At 48.5% G+C, this 8,667-nt stretch carries 7 protein-coding genes; 3 read left to right on the forward strand and 4 right to left on the reverse strand.

What is annotated here, in order from left to right; all coding sequences use genetic code 11:
- Nucleotides 1-37: 37 nt before the first annotated feature.
- The 4 genes from CRO05_RS15165 to CRO05_RS15180 form a co-directional block, all read right to left on the reverse strand.
- The gene (locus CRO05_RS15165; RefSeq protein WP_097068056.1) at nt 38-436 is read right to left on the reverse strand and encodes a very short patch repair endonuclease; all 399 of its coding nucleotides are present in this window, start codon (nt 434-436) and stop codon (nt 38-40) included.
- Complete coding sequence (locus tag CRO05_RS15170; RefSeq protein WP_097068057.1) at nt 426-1,166, reverse strand: GIY-YIG nuclease family protein; 741 nt, start codon at nt 1,164-1,166, stop codon at nt 426-428. The genes CRO05_RS15165 and CRO05_RS15170 overlap by 11 nt, the downstream gene beginning before the upstream one ends.
- Before the next feature lie 70 nt (nt 1,167-1,236).
- Nucleotides 1,237-2,379 (reverse strand): DNA cytosine methyltransferase, encoded by a 1,143-nt coding sequence (locus CRO05_RS15175; protein WP_097068058.1) that lies wholly within the window; start codon nt 2,377-2,379, stop codon nt 1,237-1,239.
- Between the two features lie 38 nt (nt 2,380-2,417).
- Nucleotides 2,418-2,621: a CopG family transcriptional regulator gene (locus tag CRO05_RS15180; protein WP_097068059.1), complete on the reverse strand. Its 204-nt coding sequence runs from the start codon at nt 2,619-2,621 to the stop codon at nt 2,418-2,420.
- 729 nt (nt 2,622-3,350) lie between these two features.
- Between CRO05_RS15180 and CRO05_RS15380 the strand changes: the two genes are divergently transcribed.
- From CRO05_RS15380 to CRO05_RS15190, 3 genes are all read left to right on the forward strand, one after another.
- The gene (locus CRO05_RS15380; protein WP_143860951.1) at nt 3,351-3,884 is read left to right on the forward strand and encodes a hypothetical protein; all 534 of its coding nucleotides are present in this window, start codon (nt 3,351-3,353) and stop codon (nt 3,882-3,884) included.
- Between the two features lie 22 nt (nt 3,885-3,906).
- Nucleotides 3,907-6,933 (forward strand): hypothetical protein, encoded by a 3,027-nt coding sequence (locus CRO05_RS15185; protein WP_097068060.1) that lies wholly within the window; start codon nt 3,907-3,909, stop codon nt 6,931-6,933.
- Nucleotides 6,934-7,037: 104 nt separating this feature from the next.
- On the forward strand, nt 7,038-8,039 hold the full coding sequence (locus tag CRO05_RS15190; protein WP_200814453.1) for a tyrosine-type recombinase/integrase: 1,002 nt from the start codon (nt 7,038-7,040) through the stop codon (nt 8,037-8,039).
- Nucleotides 8,040-8,667: the final 628 nt, after the last annotated feature.

Consider the following 8,667-nt stretch of genomic DNA (forward strand, 5'->3'; position numbering starts at 1 on the left):
TTCCCGTTCGTGAATTATCCAATCGATAGAATGTACATCACATCAAGAATTGGCTGATTTCTGATGTAAGACGCTCTTTATCTGCCATCTGGCATTCCCAAAGAATCAACACGCGCCACCCCTTAATCTCAAGTTTTTCTATGTTGATGCAATCACGCGCACGATTATTCTCAATCTTAGTACGCCAATAATCGGCATTTGTTTTTGGCTTTCTGTTTCCTCGTAGACAATCGTGTCCATGCCAGAAACATCCATGGACGAATATAATTTTCCGGCGCGCTGGAAAAAGAAGATCAGGTTTTCCAGGCAAATCAGCGCGGTGAAGACGGAAGCGGTATCCCAGAGCATGCGTAAGGCGCCGAACAATCATTTCAGGGGCTGTGTTTTTCCCCCTTACTGCCCGCATGATGCGTGACCGCACCGGGTCAACTATCATTGTCACCGGTTTCGGAATCGCTTTCCTCACGTTCGACGGACGCAGGGCCGCCAAGCGCCAAATATCGTCTTTCTGCAAGCCACTCCACCCGCTTCGCTTGCGTAAGAAGAACGCGACGCAGCCCACCCTGTACCTTCCGTTCTGAGATAACTTGCGCCAGCCGTGCGATGACCAGAGAACGGCGCGCTATGCGGAAGTCAGGATGAGAACGTATAGCGTAAACATCATCAGAAACGATACGTTGCCGCAAGGATGGCGGCGCCCTCACTTCAATAAGCGGCGCTGGCGGGTCTTTCTCATTTAGAACGGCTCCAAATTTGCTATCCTTCAGCGCTTGCCGATAAATTAGCTCTTCTAAAGCGTTCAGATAAGCTCTGGCCTCTTTATCCGTACCGCTGGTTGTCTGGAATTGCGGCAATGGCCAGACCTCGACTTCAAATACCTCGAACGGATCAAGGACCGACATGGCCACGGCGTCTGTTCGTTGATTAGTCAGGTGACGCCGGATTCTAGTACGGAGTTTTTCATTTGTTTGCCCTATATAGATTGGCTCGCCGTCGTAGTCAAAAAAAGCGTAAACACCCCATTTGAAATTTCCGACTTTGATGTTTTTCTTGATGATCGGATCATGAAACTCTGCATCAAGGATGGCAGTGAGATTCTTTCGCAAGTCCTCCGTCTCAAATGGAGGAATATTTACGGAATCTAGGTTTTTCTTCTTGGAAGACAATTGCTTTCCTGTTTATTGCTTTTCCCGTCAAGAATAGGCAAGACACATGGAGGTCGAGAGGAAATCTTTATTAGGCGGCCGCCAATTCTTCTTTCCACACTAAAAGCAGCCGCTCTAGAAGGTTGGCGGCTAGAAACCGGACGACTGGCACAGCTACTCCGTCGCCGGCTATGTGGTACGCTTCGTTGTATTTCTGTGGCAGAATATAATCATCAGGTAACCCCATCAACCTCGCTGCTTCGCGTGGGGATAATAGACGCGAACGAACTTTTTTCCCTTCAATCACCAAGATTGATTGACGGCTCGATCCACCCGCTGGGGTGCGTAGACATCCGGCTACATCATCGAATCGCACTTCGGCCCGTTGCACTTTTTCGCCAGCGTCGTTCGTGCGCGTCCGTTTGTAAACAGCGCCAATTACGCGGCCCCCGTTTTGTTGTGCTTTCTTGACCTTGGCAATGTTCACGGCGCTCATCATAGCAAGCAGCTGTTTTGTTTCCGCTGCTGTATGCCATTTAACGCCTTTTGGTTTATCTTCGATTATGTCTACAAAGTTCTGGCTGCGCGGTAACGGTTGCGGGAATTGCCACCAGATCCATTTTGCTTTTGCACGGCCTGAAAGCGCGCCGTAAGCTTGCATTAGCCCGTCCGTATGCCAAGGTTGCGTCGGACCTTCGCTTGTCAGTTCTTTTGGAATCGGATTTTCGGGGGCCACGCCGATGATAAATAGACGCGGCCGCGAATGCGGCAGGAAATTTACTGCGTCAATGATGACGGCGCCGAAACGATAGCCGGAGCCGGTCAGAGCGGAACTGATAGCTGCAAAATCCTTGCCTCCGTGCGACGTGAGAGCGCCACAAACGTTCTCCAGCACGACCATGCGTGGTGCCCGTCCTTCTTTTCCGAGCTGACGCATCAAGTCCCAGAATGGCCAGAAGGTGCCCGAACGGTCGCCTTCCAGACCAGCGCCGGCACCGGCAAGTGAGAGGTCTTGGCATGGAAACGATGCCCAAGCCAAGTCTGCTTGCGCTGGCAAGTTGCCGATCCCGAGCTTCGCTACATCACCAATGTGCAGATGTTTGACGCCCCAATTAGCCGTATAGGTAGCGCCTTTCTTTAGATCAACGTCATTAGCAAATAAGCAACGCCAGTTTCGTCCAAGGCCTGCGCGGACCATCCCGCCACCGGCAAAGAATTCATAGAAGGTTGGCATTGCTCATTCCCTAGAATTGTTTTTCACCCAATAGAGCGTCATTGTGTACTTTCTTGAAATAATGGCCATTGATCAGCAACGTATTTTTCTGTCGCATCCCGAACGACCCAAGCCACGGAAACTTTTTTTTCTTTAGCGATGAGTTCGAGCGTGTCATATAGCTGAGGCGGAAAACTGACAGATGTCCGTGTGCTTTTTGGTTCTGCTTTAGACCGCTCTGAAGGTTTGGCTTTAGTCACCATGATAATCACCGGCTAACGATTGCATCACTTTACACCAACTAGATGCAAAAACGAGAGATAAGAATAATTTTTTGTGTTCCTTTCTGTCCCTCTTTGTTTTCCTAGTTTGGATTTCCAGCAAACGGCTCATCCATTCGTGGGGATTAAAGCTGGACCGATAGTAGCCCCCCAAGAAGTTTCTAAAGAAAAATATCAAAATGGCTAGGATTGCATCCATTAAAACGACGGTATAAACGGTACCGCGTTGCTATATTTAATGCATCTTAAATAGATGTATAGCGCATTCGTTAAACGCATTAATCAGGTTTCTGCAGACAGGCGAAGCCGTCGGCTCGGAGAGCTGCTTGAGCGAGTAGGGCGGGGCGACCTGATCCTTACGTCGAGTTTACTCAAGGTGGAATTCATCGGCAAAACCTGGGGCTGTCGGACACCTAGCGAGGCTTGTGAAGAGAAAAGCCCTGGATTAATGCGTGTAGAAAAAGCAAAGATCATTTGAATCTCACACACATTTAGCGGGGTCTACTTGGTATCACCCTTTAAGTCACTGCTATCAATTGCCCATGATATTGCTATCCGAAAAACCGCTCTTCGCTCAGCCAGAACAAAACACTCATGGCAACCTCCTTCCATCAGGAAATCACAAATCCATCATGCTGTGAATCATTCATGTTTTATGAGTCTGAATCCTAGTATTATTTCTGGAGGTATAAGGAGAAAAGGAGAAACAACGTGCATCTCACAATTCGTCGCTTTTTGGGTCTAATCCTAATAACGGTATTCGTAGTACCGCCAAGTTTCTCGGGTAGCGACAAAGAAATAACGGTTTTTGATGAAGTATGTCTTCAGGATATCGTCCGCAAATGTGCAGAGGATATACATGTTGGAACTCCTGCCTCTTGGAGATTGCTAGTAAAGGATAAAGAGCCTCCCTTAACAATGACTCGACCTCTTCCTGATAACCCAGCATATCAACAATGGATTGTGCAATGGAGAAGCGCATTATGTCCCGCTGGTTATAATAAACCGGCGCCAAATGATGAATGTCTTCCAACAGTGGAAACGAAACAAACGGCATATCAGTACTGTTACTATAAAGTGCGCGCGGAGATTCCATCTGCTTGCGTACGTGTGCTAAGGCCAGAAGTTATTGCCGAATCAAGCAGCAAAGACATGCGGCTGCTCTTGAACCAGTTTTGTAAAACCTACGCTGAGAAAAAAGAGAAATGTGATGAGGTGCTACCTCCAGCTGTGGAAAAAAAATAAATTGGCTCAGCTTTAATTCGTCATGCGTTTACCCCTTGCCATAATACTTGCTTTTATATGCGTGACGAGTTTTAGCCAGGCACATGCTCAATCATCATCCGCAGCGACAGACACTCAGCTCAAGCTAAAAGCAAATGGCGCAAAATACGGTTCGCCCGTAACTCAGTCCATTGTCGGAGCTGAGTACGGGGACCCTAAGTTTAGGGAAAATGAACGGACGGCAAAACGGGTTGCAGAACAAATCGGAAAACTGAGGGCGCAGAAGGCGACTCCGCCCCCGAATGATTCGTTTCAGACTCGCGTCACAGCTATCAGCGATATGGTGTCGCACGTGGATGCAGCCCAAGAAACTTACAATAAAAAGCGATATGCGTTGGAAGGTATCAAGGAAGGGCATGAGTCAGTAAATGCTTTAACCCCATTGCTTGGCGGAGCAAAAACAAAGCTCGGTCTAAAACTTGGGGCGCACGCTGGATCCATGAGCTTTAAAGAAATAACGGAAAGTTATGCGAAGCAGATTAAAACGGATTACGAATCAGGCCTGGAAAACGCGATAACCCTGGCCGTTCTTCAAACGGATGAAGCATTGGCCGCAAAATGGGCGCAACTGGGAGTTACTGATAGCACAAAGCAAGCGGCGTTACGGGATTTGTTCGGCCCCCAAAATGAGTTCTTTGATGACGAACTTGTTAAAGAGCTCGGGCCGGGTGTGAAGGCAGACTTAGCTAACGCAAAAGCAGAAATAGTTCGGAAAGCATTGGCTCGATACAAAACGCATACAGATGCTGAACTTAGTTCTTTAAGACAAGCAGTTAAGGCTCAGCATTCGAAATTTATGGGGACGGCCAAAGAGATTACGGAATTTAAGAAGCAGATTTCTGCAAACACAAGAGCAATTGTAGAGCTCAAGAACTATACAGAAAAACAATTTGTCTTGCTCAACAACAAGATAGGAATGATTAGCCATCAAGTTGATGCAATGCAATCCGCCATGTGGCGGCAGATGAGCCCCGCAGACCAGGTACGCGCGTTGGACGATGGGTTTTTTCCAAAGATGGACCCGAATGAACGTGATGATCTGCGTCGCGATCTTGTTTCTACTGCTAATGTCATGAATTCTCGTGACAATGCCCTTAAAACCCTCGCCGCTGCAGGGCAACTTGCTAATCTTGCCGCAATGGCAGGTCTTCCTGTCGATGTTTACAACTTCAATCGAAATATAGAAACGGCATCAGCCACAGTTAACATAATCAGTGGCGTGGCCTTGGGCGGTTGGGGTGGCTGGTTTACTGTTCTTCAAAATGCCGGCGGTCTTTTCCCCGGAGGTCAAAGTGCAGAAGCGGAACATTACAAGGAGATAATGGGAGCCTTGAAGGAGATCACAAGGCTTCAGTTCGTCACGATACAAAAACTCGATGACCTCAGCTTTCAGCTGAACGTGAGTACCGCCAAAATCATGGCGAGATTAAAAACTCTAGAAGATAAAGTTGATGTTGCTAATCAGCTAATTCTTGTTCAGACGCTCGAGAGGTACGATCGCTGTGGCGATTTTGTTCGTACAGCAGAAGAGAAGTTCCATATGAAAAACGGCATTTTTCCAAGCTATGCGGACCGAATAAAACATTTTGACGGTGATATCAACCGCGTCGACTCCTTCGATAAATGCCGCGATTTTTTATCTAGTAGTGTAAATAGGTTAGTGGCAAGCGCCGCCAATGATTGGGGGGAAAACGGTAAGGGACCGCTCACAATAGTTCACCCCCTGTTACTAGCTGGAACTGCGGGTGTGCTGCAGGACATGTCTGAACCGAATTCAGCTCAATCACGGCTTTCGCGAATGAAAGATTTTACGCTTCTCACACTGGGGATACATGCCGTTAGCAAAACCAAAGATGACGATTCTAAAGAAACGTACCAACTTACCCAAGAAAAGCAGAACTGCTACTCACGATTGCTCTCAGGTTTAGCGATCGCGCCTGACCGTTTTGCAAACTTACAGCACTCTGCGTTCATTTGTTTAGGTGAAGACATAGATCCACCTCACATCTCTGCTGAGGGATGTAAGGGAGCATTGTGCACTCGCGCTGGTGATCCTGTGCCCCCCAGCCACGCTCTTGAACGAGCCTTGGCACCTGCAATGGTGAGGCAACTGGGCGAGTATATGTTATTTTTTTCTCCATATATGGAAATGCTTAAGGAGAGCGAGAAGCCAAATCGCAAATATAAGATGCTGAGCGAAAGTGAGTTACTTGATGGTGTTCCCGATCGGGGACTTGACGGATCAGAACTGCTTGATTGGCCGGAATTCTATCTTGATGTGCTAAATCTTGCGGTAGCTCAGGAGACCTTACATTCAGGTCTGCTTATTACTAAAAGGTCAGCAGATATACTTGGCGAAGCGAATTACGGAACGACGGCAGAACTTCCGCCGTTGGATTTGATATCTCCAAAAGATGTCAACGGAAGGCCCGTACCATGCAGTCCTTCTGCTGAGATATGGGGAAGATTTCCCTACGCCTTAACGGTGTGCTTCCTTCAAGACAGTATTCCGTTCCGGTTGAACATTAGCTACTACCTGGTAGGGAGCAAACTGAACGAAACCAACACCTCCATCCCAGCATATGCTTTTGCTTTGCAATCGGACGAGGAGGTACACCTTAAATCGATTCTTCCGGGTTTGCCATTAGTTCAGGGCATCAAAGATAACAAGCCATGGTGGCACCTCAAGCTAGTCTATAAGGGTGAAAACGGCAAGAGCGACTTTTTAATACCATTACCCACCGCGGCTGAGATACAAACAAATCAAATTGCATATCGCCCCCCCGCTTACCTACTAAGAGCGCTACGAGACTCATTTGTTGAGAGAATCGCACTTCTTACGTCCTGGGAAGAGAGTAAAGAGCATAAAGTAAGACTGGGCTATATCAAACATGCAGCTCTGGATGATGAGAGCTTTGCGCGTGTTAATTTCACAGTAGAAAAACAATCAAGGTTGGCGCCCGCTTCTTCAAAACCTTCTTCTCAGAAAAATCAACCAGGAAAAAAGTAGGAATAATCATAAGCTGTTTAACACTTATAACTGCGTATGATCTGTTCGCCAAGTTCGCACCTTTTACAGTTGATAACATATTTTATCAACTGTAAACTAAGCTCATGAATTCGCTCATCCCAAAACCTCAAGACGCGGGTATTTCCGAACTGGCAACCACAGCGGGAGTCCCGATGCTGACTTCCGCCCAATACCGCCAATTGAGCCAAGTGCCGTCCGCAATCGAATGGTTCGCCAATATCGACAATCCGCAAACGCGGCGCGCCTACGAAAACGACTTGCGCGGCTTCATGCAGTTTGTCGGCATCCATCACCCGGAGGATTTTCGCACCGTCACCCGATCCCACGTTTTGGCCTGGCGCAAAACCCTGGAAGTGCGCCAACTCGGCGGCAGCACCATCCGTCGGAAACTGGCCGCGCTGGCTTCCTTGTTCGAGCATTTATGTGAATCCAATGCAGTGACCCACAATCCGGTCAAAGGCGTGAAGCGTCCGGTAGTGGAATCGCAACAGGGAAAAACCCCGGCATTGGGCGATGCCCAGGCGCGTGCCTTGTTGAGCACCCCGGACGCGAGTACGCTCAAAGGCAAGCGCGACCGCGCGATTCTCTCGGCCTTGCTCTATCATGGCTTGCGCCGGGAAGAACTTACCAAGCTGAAAGTGAGAGACTACTGCCAACAACGCCGGGGAGTGGCCCATTTGCAGGTACAAGGCAAAGGCGGCAAGACGCGCTTTGTGCCCGCCCATCCCGGCACCTTGACCTTGATAGAAGAGTATCTGGAAGCCGCTGGCCACGGACTCGATCTGGATGCGCCGCTGTTTCGTCCCGTTAAGAACAATGTGCATGGCCATACTTATACCGCAATGACCCCGGGCAATGTTTACGAACAAGTGGTGCTGAAATATTTAAAGAAGCTGGGGTTATCGGGCAGGAACATGGGGCCGCACGTGATGCGGGCCACAGCCGCGACCAATGCGTTGGATAACGGGGCGGACATTGCCAAGGTGCAGGAATGGCTGGGGCATGCGAATATTGCCACGACTCGGATCTACGATCACCGCAAGACCCGGCCGGAGGATAGTCCGACCTTTAAGGTGAGTTATTAGGCGCGATATTAATGAATTTTCCCTCTCTGTTTTTGCATCACCCTTATGCAACAAAAGTGGGCAAACAAAAACTGTCTTGCATTGTTCGTTTTCAGTGTCCAAAAGGGAGTCATTATGCAACTACCAAGCGGCGTGCGATGCTGATTATGATTGATGATTCTATCGCTAAAGGACGTTATCAAGGGTAAAAACTCCACACAATGTGAACTTGATTGTTCCCAATTTCACTCCTATAAATAATCATTAGCACCACGCTGTCAAGCTCTAGAAGGAGAAGCAGCTATGAGTGTTTCCTGTGGCCGGTATATTGATGCCTTGTGGAGCAATGAGGAGGAATCGAACGCTTGGGTTTGGCCTAGAAACAGTGGCTGGCGCAAGTTAGATGATCGTAACAAGGATGCTTGTACAAATTTGCTAGCTATTGCAGCGGAAGCAAAGCGTAGGCAGCGGGCGATTTCAGTTCATGGAGAGTTAGGCGGGGATCGTTGGTATATCAAGGAAGTGACGGATGATAGCACCGAAGTAGTTGAGCGCCTGTGCCGGGAGGGGAAGCTTACGCACTCATTGTCACTGCTCAGTCCTGTCCGTTGACGCTCGTTGCGCGTCGGGTTTGTCCCGATGTAGCCTT

Origin of the sequence: Nitrosovibrio sp. Nv4, from assembly GCF_900215485.1 — a bacterium.
Lineage (GTDB): Bacteria > Pseudomonadota > Gammaproteobacteria > Burkholderiales > Nitrosomonadaceae > Nitrosospira.